Here is a 15224-nt window from a genome sequence, read left to right as displayed (position 1 = left end):
CAGAAAGAGCCACCCCATAGGGGTGGCTCTTTCTGAATGATGTTCCGGCGGCGACCTACTCTCCCACACCCTGGCGAGTGCAGTACCATCGGCGCAGAGGGGCTTAGCTTCCGGGTTCGGAATGGGACCGGGCGTTTCCCCCTCGCTATGACCGCCGTAACTCTATGGAGATATGAATCTCGGGATGATTCCCGTTCGTATCTCGGGAACCGCACAGTGGACGCGTAGCAATGTAGTGTGGTGAAGTCATCGGCTTATTAGTACCGGTCAGCTCCAGCAGTCTTTCGTCCTGCCTTCCACATCCGGCCTATCTACCCAGTGGTCTAGCTGGGAGCCTCTCGGGGCACTAGTCCCCATGGAAACCTCATCTTGAAGCAGGCTTCCCGCTTAGATGCTTTCAGCGGTTATCCCTTCCGAACGTAGCCAACCAGCCGTGCTCCTGGCGGAACAACTGGCACACCAGAGGTTCGTCCGTCCCGGTCCTCTCGTACTAGGGACAGCCCTTCTCAAGTTTCCTGCGCGCGCAGCGGATAGGGACCGAACTGTCTCACGACGTTCTAAACCCAGCTCGCGTACCGCTTTAATGGGCGAACAGCCCAACCCTTGGGACCTACTCCAGCCCCAGGATGCGACGAGCCGACATCGAGGTGCCAAACCATGCCGTCGATATGGACTCTTGGGCAAGATCAGCCTGTTATCCCCGGGGTACCTTTTATCCGTTGAGCGACGGCGCTTCCACAAGCCACCGCCGGATCACTAGTTCCGACTTTCGTCCCTGCTCGACCTGTCAGTCTCACAGTCAAGCTCCCTTGTGCACTTGCACTCGACACCTGATTGCCAACCAGGCTGAGGGAACCTTTGAGCGCCTCCGTTACATTTTAGGAGGCAACCGCCCCAGTTAAACTACCCACCAGGCACTGTCCCTGGTCCGGATGACGGACCGAGGTTAGATATCCAGAGCGACCAGAGTGGTATTTCAACGTTGACTCCACCGACACTGGCGTGCCGGCTTCACAGTCTCCCACCTATCCTACACAAGCCGCACCGAACACCAATACCAAGCTATAGTAAAGGTCCCGGGGTCTTTCCGTCCTGCTGCGCGTAACGAGCATCTTTACTCGTAGTGCAATTTCGCCGAGTTCGCGGTTGAGACAGCGGGAAAGTCGTTACGCCATTCGTGCAGGTCGGAACTTACCCGACAAGGAATTTCGCTACCTTAGGATGGTTATAGTTACCACCGCCGTTTACTGGGGCTTAAATTCTGAGCTTCGCCTTGCGGCTGACCCGTCCTCTTAACCTTCCAGCACCGGGCAGGCGTCAGTCCGTATACATCGTCTTGCGACTTCGCACGGACCTGTGTTTTTAGTAAACAGTCGCTTTCCCCTGGTCTCTGCGGCCGTCCACGCTCCCCCAGCAAGTGGGATCACGCTTCGGGCCCCCCTTCTCCCGAAGTTACGGGGGCATTTTGCCGAGTTCCTTAACCACGATTCTCTCGATCGCCTTAGTATTCTCTACCTGACCACCTGAGTCGGTTTAGGGTACGGGCGGCTAGAACCTCGCGCCGAGGCTTTTCTTGGCAGCATAGGATCACCCAATCATCCCGCATTCGCGGTCACCATCAGTTCTCAGGCTATGTGAGAGGCGGATTTGCCTACCTCTCGCCCTACAACCTTGGACGTGGACTACCATCGCCACGCTGGGCTACCTTCCTGCGTCACCCCTGTTAATGCGCTTACCTACTGCCGGCTCGGGTCGCGCGCTCCCCCGCCCGGTGTCCCCGAAGGGACGATGGACGGCTTCGGGCGCTTAGCATCACCGGGGTCGGTATGGGCGGTTCTTCGCCGGTACGGGAATATCAACCCGTTGTCCATCGACTACGCCTGTCGGCCTCGCCTTAGGTCCCGACTTACCCAGGGCGGATTAGCCTGGCCCTGGAACCCTTGGTCATTCGGCGGACGGGTTTCTCACCCGTCTTTCGCTACTCATGCCTGCATTCTCACTCGTGTGGCGTCCACCGCTGGGTCACCCCGCGACTTCACTCGCCACACGACGCTCCCCTACCCATCCACACGCCTGAACCCCACAAGGGGGCTGAGCTATTGTGTGAATGCCACAGCTTCGGCGGTATGCTTGAGCCCCGCTACATTGTCGGCGCGGAATCACTTGACCAGTGAGCTATTACGCACTCTTTCAAGGGTGGCTGCTTCTAAGCCAACCTCCTGGTTGTCTGTGCAACTCCACATCCTTTCCCACTTAGCATACGCTTAGGGGCCTTAGCTGGTGGTCTGGGCTGTTTCCCTCTCGACTACGGAGCTTATCCCCCGCAGTCTCACTGCCACGCTCTCACTTACCGGCATTCGGAGTTTGGCTAACGTCAGTAACCTTGTGGGGCCCATCGGCTATCCAGTAGCTCTACCTCCGGTAAGAAACACGTGACGCTGCACCTAAATGCATTTCGGGGAGAACCAGCTATCACGAAGTTTGATTGGCCTTTCACCCCTAACCACAGGTCATCCCCTCGGTTTTCAACCCAAGTGGGTTCGGTCCTCCACGCGGTCTTACCCGCGCTTCAACCTGCCCATGGCTAGATCACTTCGCTTCGGGTCTAGAGCACGCGACTGAATCGCCCTATTCGGACTCGCTTTCGCTACGGCTTCCCCACACGGGTTAACCTCGCCACGTACCACTAACTCGCAGGCTCATTCTTCAAAAGGCACGCTGTCACCCCTGCTAGGGAGGCTCCAACGGATTGTAGGCACACGGTTTCAGGTACTATTTCACTCCCCTCCCGGGGTACTTTTCACCTTTCCCTCACGGTACTTGTCCGCTATCGGTCACTAGGTAGTATTTAGGCTTAGCAAGTGGTCTTGCCGGATTCACACGGGATTTCTCGGGCCCCGTGCTACTTGGGATCCCCTTCGGGAGGCCGCGTCATTTCGTCTACGGGGGTCACACCCTCTGTGCCGGGCCTTTCAATGCCCTTCGACTATAACGCGGCTTTCTGACTCCCTGCTGATTCGGCAGAACCAGCTGAAAGGTCCCACAACCCCGCACACGCAACGCCTGCCGGCTATCACACGCATACGGTTTGGCCTGATCCGCTTTCGCTCGCCACTACTCACGGAATATCTCTTCCTGTCGGTACTGAGATGTTTCACTTCCCGACGTTCCCTCCACACACCCTATATATTCAGGTGCGGGTCACTGGACATGACTCCAGCGGGGTTTCCCCATTCGGAGATCCTCGGATCACGGTTCGTTTGCCAACTCCCCGAGGCTTATCGCAGGCTACTACGTCCTTCATCGGCTCCTAGTGCCAAGGCATCCACCCTGTGCCCTTAAAAACTTGACCACAATAATTTCTACAAAGATGCTCGCGTCCACTGTGCAGTTCTCAAGCTACGAACGATCCCCGTGCTGACACCGGCGCCTGCCCAAGAACACCTGGGCGGTTCGACCGATCACACGGACCCGTATCCAGCCACCCCACCGCAACCCATCCGAAGACGAGCCAGCGGGGCAACCCGAGACAACAACCTTCCGGCTGTTCCCTCAGGACCCAACAGTGCGCCAAGCCCACCCCTCACACGACCCCCCGCGTTCCAGAACCGGGCAAGCCCGGGACGTACTAGAAGGAGGCCGCATCGCGGCCGGCCATAGTCGATGTTCCACCCTTGAGCTCCACCCCCGGCTCGTTCGGCCAGGGACATGGGCCTGGACCCGGCCCCCGAAGAGACCTGGCCAGATGCTCCTTAGAAAGGAGGTGATCCAGCCGCACCTTCCGGTACGGCTACCTTGTTACGACTTAGTCCCAATCGCCAGTCCCACCTTCGACGGCTCCCCCTCTTGCGAGTTGGGCCACCGGCTTCGGGTGTTACCGACTTTCGTGACTTGACGGGCGGTGTGTACAAGGCCCGGGAACGTATTCACCGCAGCGTTGCTGATCTGCGATTACTAGCGACTCCGACTTCATGGGGTCGAGTTGCAGACCCCAATCCGAACTGAGACCGGCTTTTTGGGATTCGCTCCACCTCGCGGTATCGCAGCCCTTTGTACCGGCCATTGTAGCATGCGTGAAGCCCAAGACATAAGGGGCATGATGATTTGACGTCATCCCCACCTTCCTCCGAGTTGACCCCGGCAGTCTCCTATGAGTCCCCGGCATGACCCGCTGGCAACATAGGACGAGGGTTGCGCTCGTTGCGGGACTTAACCCAACATCTCACGACACGAGCTGACGACAACCATGCACCACCTGTACACCGACCTTGCGGGGAGCACATCTCTGCACTTTTCCGGTGTATGTCAAGCCTTGGTAAGGTTCTTCGCGTTGCATCGAATTAATCCGCATGCTCCGCCGCTTGTGCGGGCCCCCGTCAATTTCTTTGAGTTTTAGCCTTGCGGCCGTACTCCCCAGGCGGGGCACTTAATGCGTTTGCTGCGGCACGGAACTCGTGGAATGAGCCCCACACCTAGTGCCCAACGTTTACGGCATGGACTACCAGGGTATCTAATCCTGTTCGCTCCCCATGCTTTCGCTCCTCAGCGTCAGTTGCGGCCCAGTGACCTGCCTTCGCCATCGGTGTTCCTCCTGATATCTGCGCATTCCACCGCTACACCAGGAATTCCAGTCACCCCTACCGCACTCTAGTCTGCCCGTACCCACTGCAAGCCCGAGGTTGAGCCTCAGGTTTTCACAGCAGACGCGACAAACCGCCTACGAGCTCTTTACGCCCAATAATTCCGGACAACGCTTGCGCCCTACGTATTACCGCGGCTGCTGGCACGTAGTTAGCCGGCGCTTCTTCTGCAGGTACCGTCACTTTCGCTTCTTCCCTGCTGAAAGAGGTTTACAACCCGAAGGCCGTCATCCCTCACGCGGCGTCGCTGCATCAGGCTTGCGCCCATTGTGCAATATTCCCCACTGCTGCCTCCCGTAGGAGTCTGGGCCGTATCTCAGTCCCAGTGTGGCCGGTCGCCCTCTCAGGCCGGCTACCCGTCGTCGCCTTGGTAGGCCTTCACCCCACCAACAAGCTGATAGGCCGCGAGCCCATCCTTGACCGATAAATCTTTCCAGACGCTACAGATGCCTGTGCGTCTCGTATCCGGTATTAGCCGCCGTTTCCCGCGGTTATTCCAGAGTCAAGGGCAGGTTACTCACGTGTTACTCACCCGTTCGCCACTGATCAGACAAGGCAAGCCCTGTCATCACCGTTCGACTTGCATGTGTTAAGCACGCCGCCAGCGTTCGTCCTGAGCCAGAATCAAACTCTCCGTAGATGTCTCATGGCACCCTGCCACCGAAGCGGCAAGGAAACCGACACACGAAACAGCCCCACTCGAAAGCAGGACCAGTTAATTCGGCTGATTCGAGCATGCCACCCACGGGGTGGACGACACACTCAGTCAACCAAGACTCACCAACCAGCAACCCCCCACCGAAAAGCGGGGAACCACCAGACGATGAACCATCTTGGCATCGACTACTTGGCACACTGTTGAGTTCTCAAGGAACAGACGCTCATCCCGTCGGACCCTTTCAGGCCCTCGTGAGGCAGCTATTCAATCTTACCGCATTTCCTCACCCCGTCAAATTCCTGTTTCTCAGGAAATCTTCCGTGCGAGGCAGTTCCTATCCTAGGCGCGTTTCGAAGGCGGTTCGAACCGCCATCTGATGAAACCCGGGATCGCTGCTCTCCGGGGAAACGGCCACCGGGTTCGACCCGCGGTGTCCGTTGCTCGCTCGGAGGCAACTTCGCAAACTTAGCGGAGGCTTTCTCCCCCGTCAAACCCGCTTGCGCGGCCCTCGGGGTCCTGCCACCTCCCCAGGCGCGACGACACCGCGGCGAACCGCCGAATTGTCGGACTGGGGATGCTGCTTCCGTGGGACCGGCCACCGGGTCGTCGACCTGCGGTGTCCGTTGCTCGCTCGGAGGCAACTGGAATAACTTAGCCCAGCGCTCCGGCATCGTCAAAAGCCGCGCACCGGCATCGGGCCTGAGTGGAGTCGCGCCGCCGCCGTCACGAAGGCGACGACCACAGCGCCTCCGATGGCCGCCACAGCAGTCGCATCCGAGCCGGGCGTTCCGTTGAGCCGTTCGGCGGCGATCCATCCGAGCCCCCAGACGATCGAGGCGGCGACTGCGAGACGTCCGCGCCCGTAGACGGCGAGCGCGACACCGAGTGCGGCCACCACCGTGAGGACCACGACCGCCCACCAGGTGGCGACGCTCCCGCCGTCGACTCCGGCGCCCCGCAAGGCAGCGGCGATGTTGGCGCACGTGGCCACGCACACCCACCCGAGGTAGAGGCCCATCGTGCCGTCGGCGACCACGGCTTCGACTCGGCTCCGCGGCCGGGTGGTGACGAGCCGGCGGAACGTCTCCGCGAGGACGGCCAGGAGGGCCACGATCACGATGACGCTCAGCAAGACGGCGCCGGCCTGCACCACGGCGATCCACCCTGCGTTGAGCACCAGGGAGGCCACCACAAGCCAGGCGATCCGCCGAGGGTCGGCGGCATCGGTCCACTGCCACACCGTGTACGCGCCGAGCGCGGCATAGATCACGCTCCAGATCGCGAAGGCGCCGGAGCCCGGGGCCAGGAGGGTGGCCTCGCTGGAGAGCAGGCCGTCGGCGGCCTCGGCGATGGGGGTCCCGCCGAAGGCGCCTGAGCCGACGAATGAGGCGAGCACGCAGACGATGAAGACGACGCTGACGACCGTCTGGCGCAGACGCGGCGAGCCTGCGCCGGGCATGCCGCCGCGCACGCTGCCCGGCCTCACCGCATCACCTGTCGAGCCCGGCATGTCGTCCCTCCTCGGTGGGTGGACGCCGCACGACCTCCTTGTCGTCGCGACGCGGGTCCAGCATCCCGGCGATCAGGCGCTGGCGCGCGCCGAGTGAGGCACGCCGCTGGCCGAGGGCTGACACTCGCACTCCCGGGCCGTCGCCTACGGTCGTCGGGTGCAGCACACCGACCTCAATGAGCCCATACTCGTGGAGAACGTCCGCGCCGAGCTGTCCGGGTGGCCGCCGCCTGACCCCCGTCAGGAGCGCCTGCGGGTGGACTACCTCGCGCACCTCGAGTCCCATGGGACCGCCGCCCTGTGGAAGAGCGGGCCGCCCGAGCACCTCACGGCCAGCTGCGTGGTGCTGTCCGACGACCTCGCCGAGACGCTCCTGTGCTTCCACCGGAAGGGCAAGTTCTGGGTGCAGTTCGGGGGGCACCTCGAGGAGTCGGACGCCTCGCTGGCCGCCGCCGCCGCGCGGGAGGCCCGCGAGGAGAGCCAGGTCCCCACGCTCCAGCTGCTCGACGCCGCGCCGTTCGACCTCGACAGGCATGCGCTCTCCGGGGGGTGGACGTGCGCGGAGCACCTCGACGTCGGATTCGTCGCCGTCCTCCCCCGCACGGCCGCCTTCGCCGTCAGCGACGAGAGCGAGGCGCTCGCGTGGTGGCCGGTGTCGGCGCTCCCGACGGATGCCGCCGAAGGGCTGGCCGATCGCATCGCGCGCGCGCGTCGCCATGCCGCGCAGCTGCTGGACGGGCAGGCACCCGACGCGCAGGCTCCCCACCAGGGGCAGGCTGCTCGGTAACGGGCTCCCCCTGCCGTCACGGAAGGCGCCGCCTACCGTGGACTGATGGCGATGCTCGCGTCAGCGCTCGTACAGGCGGCGACCCCCCGCACCGGGCACGCGTGCGAGGAGGGGGCCGGGCTGCTGCACGAGCCGGTGTCCACCGTGACGAGCCTGGCGTTCGTGGTGGCCGGAGGGCTCATCCTGGCGGGCAGCCGCCGCACCCGTCGGGCGGAAGCCGATCCCGGCGCCCTGGCGCCCGGGTCGCCTGCGGCGGGGCGTGATCAGACGGCGCGTGATCAGACAGGACCGACGTCGACGGAGCGGCAGCCGTCGGCTGCGGCGTACGCGGCGCTGGTCGCCGCGATCGGGGCCGGCTCAGTGGTGCAGCACGGCCCGGACCCGGCCTGGTCGGACGTCGCCCACGACCTGCCGCTGCTCGCCACTCTCATGTTCGTCGCAGCCGACTCCGCGGCGGACCTCACCGGGCGCCGTCGCTCTTGGTGGTGGTGGGCGGCGCCGAGCGTGGCGCTCGTGCCGCTCATCGCCGTGGCGCCGATCTCCGGCGACGTGGCGCAAGGCGTGGCGGCGACGGCCGCGGTCGGGCTCACGCTCGCCCGCGCCCTGGCGGCTCCCCGGCTCCGTCCTCGGGTCGCGTGGAGCATGGGGCTGTTGGGGTTCGGCGGCCTGATCGGCGTGCTGACCCGTGCGGGCGGCCCCTGGTGCGCGCCGCATGCGCTGTGGCAGGGGCATGGCGCGTGGCATCTGCTGGCGGCGACGGCGCTCGTCGTCCTGGCCCCCGTCATCGGCGACCGGGGCCTGTCGCGTCCAGGTCAGAGGCGCGCGGCGCCGTCGTCCACCCTCGACGCGGCCTGACGCGCGGCGGCCTCGACCCGGGCGTGGTGCTGCGCCCACCCGTCGGCGCCGCGGCCCGCCACGTTGGCGTCGCCCGCGCGCAGGCCAGCAGACCCGTCGATGAGCTCGCGGATGATGTCGGCGTGGCCGGCATGGCGGCTGGTCTCGACACTCATGTGCACCAGGATCTTGTGCAGGGTCACCACCCGGTTCTCCGGCCGCCACCACGGCACCTCGCCGACGGCGTCCAGCGGCAGCGCCCTGATGGTCGCGTCGCTGTGCTCGGCCGAGTAGTGGTGCAGGTCGACGATCTCCTCGCGGGTCTCGTCGGCGGTGGCCCACATGTCCGCCTCGGGATCAGCGCCGTCGGCGTACCAGGGCAGGACGCGGTCGGCGGGGCGGCCGAAGACCTCGCCGAAGTAGCCGAGCTGCACGCTGGCCACATGCTTGACGAGGCCGAGCAGGCTGGTGCCGGTGGGGGTCATGGGGCGGCGGATGTCGTACTCGCCGAGCCCGTCGAGCTTGCCGAGCAGGTCCGCGCGAGCGGTCTGCAACGTGCTGTGCAACATCTCCTGGGGATCCATCCCGACACTATGGCGCAGGCGGGCCTCCCCCGCCTGCGCCATCGGGCGGTGATCGCGGGGCCTAGCGTGCGACAGCTGCCTCCGCCTCATGCGCGTGCGGCGCGACGTCGGCGTCAGTGTCGACGTGGGTGTCGGCGTCGGCGGTGCGGGACGGGCCCCGGGTGAGCGTCGCGAAGGCGACGGCGGCCAGCACCGCGAACGCCACCATGACGACGCCCATCGGCACGGCCGTCTGCTCCCCGCGGATTCCGACCAGGGGCGACACCGCGGCGGCCAGCATGAACTGCAGGAAGCCGAGGAACGCCGAGCCGGTGCCGGCGTGACGGCCGGCCTCGCCGAGGGCCAGCGCCGTGGCGTTGCCGAAGACGAGGCCGAGCGAGCCCTGGAAGACGGCGAACAGCACGAGGGTGGGCACGGCGGGCACGCCGTTCAGCACGACGATGAGCAGGCCCAGTGCGGCCGCCACGCCGATGGCCAGGCCGATCGCGATCATCCGGCGGTACGCGATGCGGCCCGCGAGCGCCGCCGCGAGCGCGGAGGTGGCGGTGATGGCCAGCGCGTTGCCCGCGAACAGCAGCGAGAACTGGCCCTCGGAGAGGCCGATGACGTTCTGGATGACGAATGGCGACGCCGCGATGTACGCGAACAGCCCCGCGAAGGCGAAGCAGAAGGTCAGCAGGTACCCGGTGTAGGAGCGGTTGCCGAGCACCTCGCGGGCGGCGCGCAGGGTGGCTCCCAGGCCGCCGCGGGTGCGCTCATGCTCGGGACGGGTCTCGGCAGCCCAGCGCAGGGCGCCGGCGAACATGAGCGCGACGAGGCCGGCGATCACCCAGAACACGACACGCCAGCCGGCGCTGGCGACGATCAGGCCGCCGGCCAGCGGGGCGATGACGGGGGCGATGACGCTGATGATCATCAGGACGCCCAGCAGCTTCGCGGCAGCCGCGCCGCGTGACGTGTCGGAGATGATCGCGCGGGCCAGCACCACGCCGGCCGCCCCGCCGAGTCCTTGCAGGAACCGCGCGGAGGCCAGCACCTGGACGTTCGGGGCGAGGGCGCAGACCACGCTCGCGAGCAGGCACAGGAGGGTGCCCGCCAGCAGCGGGCGACGGCGGCCGAGGCCGTCGGAGAGCGGTCCGATGAAGAGCTGGCCGAGCGCGAGGCCGACCAGGAACGTGGTCATCGTGAGCTGGATGCCACTCGCGGTGGTCGACAGGTCCTGCGACATGCCCGGGAAGGCGGGCAGGTACATGTCGATCGACAGCGGCGCGACGGCGGTCAGCAGGGCCAGGAGGGCGACGAGCATCCCGGCGACGGGACGGTCCGGGCGCGGGCCGGCCTCGGAGAGCGCAGGCATGGGGAACCTTCGGAGAGGAGGGGGGTGAGCCTCGAGAATATATATCAGATGATATATATGTCAACATATAAAGTAGGCTGGGCGCCATGACGGCAGGAGCTGGCTCCCCCGCAGTGCGGCGGGACGTGACCACTGTGCTGCGCGACCTCGCCTGGACGATCCACCGCCGGGTCCCCGACGAGCTCGGCATCGACCCCCTGCCCACCACCGAGCTCGCCGTGCTCAAGCATGTCCTCGACCACCCGGGCACCACAGTGGGCGAGCTCGCACGGCAGCTCGGGCTGCGCCAGAGCAACGCCAGCGCCGCCGTCCGCACGCTCGTCGACCGAGGCTTGGTCATGCGCGAGCACAGCCCTGCCGACCGCCGGGTGAGCCGGCTCGTCGTGACCGACGAGGCGCAATCCGAGCATGAGGCGATCGCCGCCGCCTGGTCGGGGTCCATCCGGGCCGCCCTCAGCCACCTCGCGCCCGAGCACGTCGCCGCGATCGAGGCGGCCGCCGCCGCCCTCCACGAGCTCGACCGGGCGCTGCACGAGGAGCAGACCGCCTAGCCGGGCCAAGGACCGCCTCATGCGCGTGTTTCCATGTCCTGACGCCCCACCTCCAGGGGCGTGGAACAGGAACATGCGCAGATGACCACCACCCTCATCCAGGACGTCCGCCCGTGGGGCGGGGCGCCGAGTGACGTCACCCTCCAGGACGGCCTCATCGCCGCCGTCTCCCCCGCCGGTGGCGGCACGGCGGCGCCCGGGGCGACTATCGTCGCGGGGGCGGGACGCCTGCTCCTACCGTCGTTCACCGACACGCACGTGCACCTGGACTCGACCCGGATCGGCCTGCCGTTCCGCCCGCACGGCGCCCAGCCCGGCGGGCTGTGGAACCTGATCGACAACGACCGTCAGAACTGGCGCCAGGCCGAGCAGTCGGTGGCCGAGCGCGCCACCCTGACGCTCGGCGGCGCCATCGAGCACGGGATGACCCGGGCCCGCGCGTTCGCGCAGGTCGACGCCGACTGCGGCCTGGAGCGCCTCGAAGGGGTCGTCGCCGCGCGCGAGGCCCACCGCGACCACGCCGACGTGCAGATCGTCGCGTTCCCGCAGGCCGGCATCCTCCTCGAGCCCGGAGTCCCCGACCTGCTCGACGCGGCGCTGCGCAACGGCGCGGACGCGATCGGCGGCCTCGACCCGTGCGGGCTCGACCGCGACCCGGTGCGCCACCTCGACGTCGTCTTCGGCCTCGCCGAGAAGCACGGCGTGCCGATCGACATCCACCTGCACGAGGGCGGGACGCTCGGCGCGTTCACCATCGACCTGGTCCTGGAGCGCGTCGCGGCACTCGACATGCGCGGCCAGGTGACCCTCTCGCACGCGTTCGCCCTGGCGGACCTCGACGCGCAGGCCGCCGATGCCATGGCCGCCGCCCTCGCTGAGCATGACATCGCGGTGGCGACCATCGCCCCCGGCGGCAACCGGGTGCTGCCCATCCCGGCCCTCGCCGCGCACGGCGTGCGGATCGGGCTGGGCCAGGACGGCCAGCGCGACTACTGGTCCCCCTACGGCAACACCGACATGCTCGACCGCACCTGGCAGCTCGCGTTCACGCGCAACCTGCGCCACGACGAGCTCATCGAGCACTGCGTCGCGATCGCGACGGTGGGTGGCGCGAGCCTGGTCGACCCGTCCGCGACCCGGCTCGGCGGCGTCGCGGACCGCCCCGGGCTGGCCGTCGGCGACCCGGCCGAGCTCGTGCTCGTGCCGGGAGAGACCGTCACCTCGGCCGTCATGGACCGCCCGGCGGGGCGCACCACGATCCACGCCGGCCGCGTCGTCGCGCACGACGGAGCGCTCGTCTAGCGCGAGCGCCCCGTCGTGGGCGCTCGTCTAGCGCGAACGCGAGCGCCACACAGGCCGGCCAACCGTGCCGGAGCACGGCCGGCCGGCCTGGCGGGGCGCAGGGCCGGGGCGGGGCTCAGATCCGCCCGAGGCCTTGCCCGTCCAGCACGCGGTGCACGGCAGCGCGCTCCGCGTCGTCGAGCGACTGCAGGGGCGCCTGCAGCAGGTCGTGGTCGATGATGCCGCGGTAGACCTGCGCCGCCTTGAACGCCCCGATCGTGGCGCTGAACCCGCTGATGCGCCCCGCGGCGATCTTCGCGATGAGCCGCAGCGCGTGCAGCCGCTCCTGCACGACGCGGGCGGACTGCCAGTCGCCGCGCACCGCAGCGTCGTACATCTCCACGAAGCCGTGCGGGTCGATGTTCGCGACCCCGACGATCAGGCCGTGCGCGCCCTGCAGGATCGCGGCGTCACCGGTGATGTCCGATCCGGTGATGACGGAGAAGCCGGGCAGGTCCCGCGTGTTCTCGATGATGAAGCGGAACCCGTCCTCCTCCCCGCTGGTGTCCTTGACGCCCGCGATCACACCGTCGTGGGCCAGCTCGACGGTGAGGTCGGCGGGGAGCTTGACGCCCGTGAACAGCGGGATGTCGTACGCGTACAGCGGCAGCTCGGAGGAGGCGGCGATCGCCCTGAAGTGGGCGTCGAGCTCGACGCGTGACACCGAGCCGTAGAACGCGGCGGTGGAGACGAGCGCGTCCACGGGGTACTGGGTGGCGATCTCGACGTTGGCGAGCACCTTGGCGGTGCCGATGTCGCTGACCCCAGCCAGCACGGGGATGCGCCCGGCGACGGTGTCAGTGACGGTCCGCAGCACGGTGTGCTGCTGGTCGTCGGTGAGGTACGGCCCCTCGCCGCCGGTGCCGAGCGCGAAGATCGCGTGCACACCGGCGTCGACCTCGAAGTTCACGAGGCGTTCGAGCGAGGGGACGTCCACTGTCCCGGTGGGGGTCAGGGGCGTGATGATCGGGGGGATGACGCCGCGGAGCGGCTCAGTGGAGGACAGGGCAGTCATGGTGCTCACTTCTTCTGGATGGTGATCAGACCGGCACTTCTGGGCGGGGATCAGCCCCACTGGGCCTCGGTGACGGGGCGCAGGGCGGTCTCGAGGATCCGGAAGTGACGCGGGCGGGTCAGCACGAAGCCGATGAGCTCGGCCACGTCATCGGGCCGCATCATGCCCTGGAGCTGGTCGGAGCCATCGACCCGGCCCCGCTCGTCGTCGATCGCGAAGTTGGTCCACACGCCGCCGGGGGCGATGTTGGACGCGCGGATGCCGGACTCGCGCAGCTCGTTGTCGAGCGCGCGCGTCAGGCCCACCTGCGCGAACTTGCTGGCCGAGTACACGGCCTCGCCCGGCAGCCCGCGCCGGCCGGCCTCGCTGGCCACGGTGATGAGGTCTCCCCCGCCGCGGGCCACCAGGTGCGGCACCGCAGCCCGGTAGAGGTGGATCGTGCCGAGCACGTTCGTCGCGATCATCTCGTCCTCGTGCTCCTCGGGGACGTCGAGGAACTCGCCGTAGGAGCCGACGCCCGCGTTCGCGACGGCGATGTCCAGCCCGCCGAACTCCGCGACGGTCCGCTCGACGAAGGCCGCCACGGCGGCGCGGTCGGCGACGTCCACGGCGCCGGTGATCGACTCGGGCAGGCCCAGGTCCTTCCCGGAGCGCGACAGCAGCCCGAGCTTGACGCCCTGCGCGCTGAGCAGCCGCGCGAGGGACTCGCCGATGCCGGAGGAGGCGCCGGTGATGATCGCGACCTGGCCGCGGAGGTCGTTGGTGGCGTACGTCATGGTGTGTCCGTCCTGTTCAGAGAGGGGGTTGAGGGGGTTCAGAGGGTGATCGCGTGGCGGGCGAGGTACTCGCGGTCGAACACCAGGCCGTTGCCCGGGCGATCCGACGGCACGTAGAACCCGTCGACCTCCGTGCCGGCCTCGGAGACGATGCCGAGCTCCTGCCAGCGGCCGCCGTCGGTGACCTCGGCGTAGGAGATGTTGGGGACCGCCGCGAGCAGCGACGCGCTGAGCTCGAGCACGAAGTGCGGGGTCATCGGCAGGTTGTGGGCCCGCGCCACCGTCGCGATGTCGAGGTACCCGGTGATGCCGCCCACCCGCCCGAGGTCCGCCTGCACGAAGTCCACGGCGCCGCGCTCGATGTACTCGGTGAACTGCGGGAGGTTGTAGACGTTCTCCCCCAGCCCGATCGGCGTGCTCGTGCGCTCCCGCAGCCGCACGTGGCCGGTGATGTCGTCCGAGGGCAGCGGCTCCTCGATCCACAGCAGGTCCAGGTGCTCGAAGCGCTTGAACGCCCGCAGCGCCTCGGGATAGCTCCAGCCCTGGTTCGCGTCCACGGCGAGCGGGAACGCGCCGATGGCCTCGCGGATCTTCGTGAGGCGCTCGACGTCCTCCTCGAGGTCCGGCTTGCCGACCTTCACCTTGCCGGCGGCGTAGCCGAGCGCCTGCCAGCGGCGGGCCTGCTCCACGACCTCCTCGACGCTGCGGTTGAGGTTGATGCCGCTGCCGTACAGCGGCACCCGGTCGCGCACCCGGCCGATGAGGTCCACCAGCGGAACGCCCAGGCTCTTGCCGAGCAGGTCCCAGCACGCGATGTCGATCGCCGACAGGGCGTGGGTGGTCACGCCGGCGCCACCGATGTCGTGCACGTAGCGGTAGCTCGAGTGCCAGATGCCCTGCGGGGACAGCGGGCGTCCGACGACGTTCGGGATCATCTCGCCCACCAGCGCGGCGATCGTCGCGCCGCCCATGCCCGACGTGTGGCTGAAGCCCGTGCCGACGAGCCCGTTGTCGCCGCGCACATCGACGAGCGTCACCTCGATGTCGGTCACGTGGTGGATCTGGTCGCCCCACGGCCCGTCGGGCAACGGCACGCGGGAGGCGCTCAGCTCGATGGACTCGATGCGCGGGATGCGCGAGTCGGTGATGGTCATGGCGTTCGTTCCGATCT

General features: G+C 67.2%; 11 protein-coding genes and 3 rRNA genes. 4 read left to right on the top strand and 10 right to left on the bottom strand.

Going from position 1 to position 15224, the window contains the following annotated elements; translation table 11 throughout:
- Nucleotides 1-42 precede the first annotated feature (42 nt).
- The 5 genes from rrf to BN3788_RS19155 all read right to left on the bottom strand — a co-directional run bounded on the left by rrf (nucleotide 43) and on the right by BN3788_RS19155 (nucleotide 6932).
- Nucleotides 43-159 (bottom strand): 5S ribosomal RNA (rrf, locus tag BN3788_RS00520).
- Between the two features lie 78 nt (nucleotides 160-237).
- Nucleotides 238-3352, bottom strand: a 23S ribosomal RNA gene (locus BN3788_RS00515).
- 404 nt (nucleotides 3353-3756) lie between these two features.
- Nucleotides 3757-5280 (bottom strand): 16S ribosomal RNA (locus tag BN3788_RS00510).
- The 16S, 23S and 5S rRNA genes sit together here, the layout of an rRNA operon.
- A gap of 691 nt (nucleotides 5281-5971) precedes the next feature.
- A complete protein-coding gene (locus tag BN3788_RS00505) occupies nucleotides 5972-6784 on the bottom strand; it encodes a TspO/MBR family protein (RefSeq protein WP_147525019.1) in 813 nt (270 codons plus the stop codon).
- Nucleotides 6785-6788: 4 nt separating this feature from the next.
- On the bottom strand, nucleotides 6789-6932 hold the full coding sequence (locus tag BN3788_RS19155) for a hypothetical protein (RefSeq protein ID WP_159066837.1): 144 nt from the start codon (nucleotides 6930-6932) through the stop codon (nucleotides 6789-6791).
- A 33-nt stretch (nucleotides 6933-6965) separates the two neighbouring features.
- Here BN3788_RS19155 and BN3788_RS00500 point away from each other — a divergent pair, with 33 nt between their 5' ends.
- Together BN3788_RS00500 and BN3788_RS00495 are read left to right on the top strand one after the other, a co-directional pair.
- Nucleotides 6966-7595, top strand: a complete 630-nt coding sequence (locus BN3788_RS00500) for an NUDIX domain-containing protein (protein ID WP_234346404.1) — start codon at nucleotides 6966-6968, stop codon at nucleotides 7593-7595.
- 45 nt (nucleotides 7596-7640) lie between these two features.
- A complete protein-coding gene (locus tag BN3788_RS00495) occupies nucleotides 7641-8450 on the top strand; it encodes a hypothetical protein (protein WP_066581717.1) in 810 nt (269 codons plus the stop codon).
- On the opposite strand, the gene BN3788_RS00490 is transcribed toward BN3788_RS00495, so the two are convergent.
- Both BN3788_RS00490 and BN3788_RS00485 read right to left on the bottom strand, forming a co-directional pair.
- A complete protein-coding gene (locus BN3788_RS00490) occupies nucleotides 8408-9013 on the bottom strand; it encodes a DinB family protein (protein WP_066581715.1) in 606 nt (201 codons plus the stop codon). The genes BN3788_RS00495 and BN3788_RS00490 overlap by 43 nt on opposite strands.
- 61 nt (nucleotides 9014-9074) lie before the next feature.
- The gene (locus tag BN3788_RS00485; protein WP_066581713.1) at nucleotides 9075-10370 is read right to left on the bottom strand and encodes a multidrug effflux MFS transporter; all 1296 of its coding nucleotides are present in this window, start codon (nucleotides 10368-10370) and stop codon (nucleotides 9075-9077) included.
- Between the two features lie 86 nt (nucleotides 10371-10456).
- Between BN3788_RS00485 and BN3788_RS00480 the strand changes: the two genes are divergently transcribed.
- Both BN3788_RS00480 and BN3788_RS00475 read left to right on the top strand, forming a co-directional pair.
- Nucleotides 10457-10921, top strand: a complete 465-nt coding sequence (locus BN3788_RS00480; protein WP_082812454.1) for a MarR family winged helix-turn-helix transcriptional regulator — start codon at nucleotides 10457-10459, stop codon at nucleotides 10919-10921.
- Nucleotides 10922-11002: 81 nt separating this feature from the next.
- Nucleotides 11003-12223 carry an amidohydrolase gene (locus tag BN3788_RS00475; protein WP_066581710.1) on the top strand — a complete coding sequence of 407 codons (1221 nt, stop codon included), beginning with the start codon at nucleotides 11003-11005 and terminating at the stop codon, nucleotides 12221-12223.
- Nucleotides 12224-12338: 115 nt separating this feature from the next.
- Here BN3788_RS00475 and BN3788_RS00470 read toward each other — a convergent pair whose 3' ends face one another.
- Genes BN3788_RS00470 through BN3788_RS00460 form a run of 3 tightly spaced genes read right to left on the bottom strand, consistent with a single transcriptional unit; the run spans nucleotide 12339 to nucleotide 15207 of the window.
- Nucleotides 12339-13277 (bottom strand): dihydrodipicolinate synthase family protein, encoded by a 939-nt coding sequence (locus tag BN3788_RS00470; protein ID WP_066581709.1) that lies wholly within the window; start codon nucleotides 13275-13277, stop codon nucleotides 12339-12341.
- A 50-nt stretch (nucleotides 13278-13327) separates the two neighbouring features.
- Nucleotides 13328-14053, bottom strand: a complete 726-nt coding sequence (locus BN3788_RS00465) for an SDR family oxidoreductase (protein WP_066581707.1) — start codon at nucleotides 14051-14053, stop codon at nucleotides 13328-13330.
- A 38-nt stretch (nucleotides 14054-14091) separates the two neighbouring features.
- Nucleotides 14092-15207: a mandelate racemase/muconate lactonizing enzyme family protein gene (locus BN3788_RS00460; RefSeq protein WP_066581705.1), complete on the bottom strand. Its 1116-nt coding sequence runs from the start codon at nucleotides 15205-15207 to the stop codon at nucleotides 14092-14094.
- Nucleotides 15208-15224: the final 17 nt, after the last annotated feature.

It is taken from the genome of Cellulomonas timonensis, from assembly GCF_900046455.1.
GTDB lineage: Bacteria > Actinomycetota > Actinomycetes > Actinomycetales > Cellulomonadaceae > Cellulomonas_A > Cellulomonas_A timonensis.
Note: the sequence above shows the minus strand (reverse complement) of the source record. Positions and strands in the feature narration are given on the sequence as shown.